At 72.6% G+C, this 2,285-nt stretch carries 3 protein-coding genes; 2 read left to right on the top strand and 1 reads right to left on the bottom strand.

What is annotated here, in order from left to right; genetic code table 11:
- A partial coding sequence (locus tag AB0O00_RS36340) for a MarR family transcriptional regulator (protein WP_363658977.1) occupies window positions 1-520 on the bottom strand: 520 nt, incomplete at its 3' end.
- Between the two features lie 223 nt (window positions 521-743).
- Between AB0O00_RS36340 and AB0O00_RS36335 the strand changes: the two genes are divergently transcribed.
- Both AB0O00_RS36335 and AB0O00_RS36330 read left to right on the top strand, forming a co-directional pair.
- A complete protein-coding gene (locus tag AB0O00_RS36335; protein WP_363658976.1) occupies window positions 744-1,943 on the top strand; it encodes a cytochrome P450 in 1,200 nt (399 codons plus the stop codon).
- Window positions 1,944-2,075: 132 nt separating this feature from the next.
- Entirely contained in the window at window positions 2,076-2,273 is a 198-nt protein-coding gene (locus AB0O00_RS36330; protein WP_363658975.1) for a ferredoxin, read from the top strand.
- Window positions 2,274-2,285: the final 12 nt, after the last annotated feature.

The raw sequence follows: 2,285 nt of genomic DNA, 5'->3' as shown, positions 1-2,285 counted from the left end.
GCCCGGGAAGGGCGGGCGTGCCGTCCTCGGCGAGCATCGTGGTGCGCACCCGCTGCACGTACCGGTCGACCAGGTGGCGCAGCACGCCGACGGTGGCGACGACGTCCGGGTCCGGGACGCCGTCCAGGGCGCCGGCCAGTCCGGTGATGTTGGCCTGTTTCAGCCGGTCGAGCACGGCCCGGCCCTCGGGGGTGAGTTCGACCTGGCGGGCCCGGCGGTCCGTCGCGTCCTGGGTGCGGGCCACCAGCCGCTGCTCCTGGAGGCGGTCGATCTGCCGGGTGACGTGGGAGGACTTGACCATGAGCCGGTCGGCGAGGTCGGTCACCCGGCTGGCGCCGCCTGCGGCCTCGCCGAGCGCGCGCAGCAGGTAGATGTCCGAGCGGGCCGCGGTGATGCCGGCCCGGGCCATCTGGCGTTCGTGCTGCTGGGAGCGTGTCAGCAGGTAGGCCAGGCTGGCCAGGACGGCCTCCAGCTCCGAGGCGGTGGTCCGTTCGTCTGCGGGGTCTTCGGCGTCCGGCATGCAGGAACCTTAGCGATCCGGCCCGGGGTGCGGTGGTGGTGCAGGCCTCCGACCGGATTTCGGACAGATTCGTTCGCCACCGGGCGGGGCCTTTCCGCCGCCACGGACCGCGAGTTAGCGTGACGATGAGTTAGTTGCTTAAGGCACGTAAATGGTCCTGGTCCTGCCCCACCGTCCACCCCACCAGCCGCCGGCACACCCAGCTCCGGGAAGGGAGCCCCCCATGGCCACGGCCGCACCCGCCCCCCGCTTCACCCACCCCGCCGCCCGCGGCACCTGCCCCTTCGCCCCGCCCCCCGCCTACCGCCAGGCCCAGCAGGAGGAACCGGTCGGCCGCGTCTCCCTGTGGGACGGCACCCCCAGCTGGCTGCTCACCCGCCACGAGGACATCAGGACCGTCCTCGCCGACCCCCGCTTCAGCTCCGACGCCACCCGCCCCGGCTTCCCCTTCATCAGCGCCGGCGCCCGCCAGCTGAGCGCCGGTCAGACCACCTTCATCCGCATGGACGACCCCGAACACGCCCACCAGCGCCGGATGCTCACCGCCGAATTCATGATCAAGAAGGTCGAGGCGCTGCGCCCCGAGATCCAGCGCATCGCCGACGACCTGCTCGACACGATGACCGCCGGACGCGACCGGGCCGACCTCGTCCGCGAGTTCGCCCTGCCCCTGCCCTCCCTGGTCATCTGCCTGCTGCTCGGCGTCCCCTACGAGGACCACGCCTTCTTCCAGGAGTGCAGCCGCGTCCTGCTGCGCCGCGACTCCCCGCCCGAGGACGTCGACGCCGCCCAGAAGCGCCTCGCCGACTACCTGGTCACCCTCACCGAGACCAAGCGCACCACACCCGACGACGGCATCCTCAGCCGCCTGGCCGAGCGCGGCGAGCTCACCACCGAGGAGATCGGCGCGATGGGCCGCCTGCTCCTGATCGCCGGGCACGAGACCACCGCGAACATGACCGCCCTGTCCGTCCTCGCCCTGCTGCGCAACCCCGCCCAGCTCGACCACCTGCGCACCCACCCCGAATCCGTGCCCGGCGCGGTCGAGGAACTGCTGCGCTACCTGACGATCGTCCACTCCGGCCTGACCCGCGTCGCCACCGAGGACGTCGAGGTCGGCGGCGTGCGGATCCGGGCCGGCGAAGGCGTCATCTGCATGGTCAGCGCCGCCAACCGGGACCCCGACCAGTTCCCCGGCGGCGACGAACTCGACCTCACCCGCGACGCCCGCCGCCACCTCGCCTTCGGCTTCGGCACCCACCAGTGCCTCGGCCAGCCCCTCGCCCGCCTGGAACTCCAGATCGCCCTCACCACCGTCCTGCGCCGCCTGCCAGGGCTGCGCCTGGCCGTCCCCTTCGAGGACGTCCCCTTCCGCGGCGAGATGCTCGTCTACGGCCTCCACGAACTGCCGATCGCCTGGTAACACCCCCGCCCCCCACAGCAGTTCACCCACCCCGAAGGGAAACCCGTGCTCGTCCACGGCGTCCACGAGCTGCTCGTCACCTGGTAACACCCCCAGCCCCCACGCCAGTTCACCCACCCCGAAGGGAAACCCGTGCTCGTCACCATCGACCAGGACAAGTGCTGCGGCGCCGGAAGCTGCGTCCTCGCCGCCCCCGACGTCTTCGACCAGCGCGACGAGGACGGCATCGTCCTCCTCCTCGACGCCCGCCCGCCCGCCGCCCTCCACCAGGCCGTCCGGGACGCCGCCGACGTCTGCCCCGCCGCCGCGATCCGCCTGGACCTCGTGTGAGCGCACCGCGGC

The organism is Kitasatospora sp. NPDC093558, assembly GCF_040683475.1.
Lineage (GTDB): Bacteria > Actinomycetota > Actinomycetes > Streptomycetales > Streptomycetaceae > Kitasatospora.
This window is presented reverse-complemented; position numbering and strand designations above follow the sequence as displayed.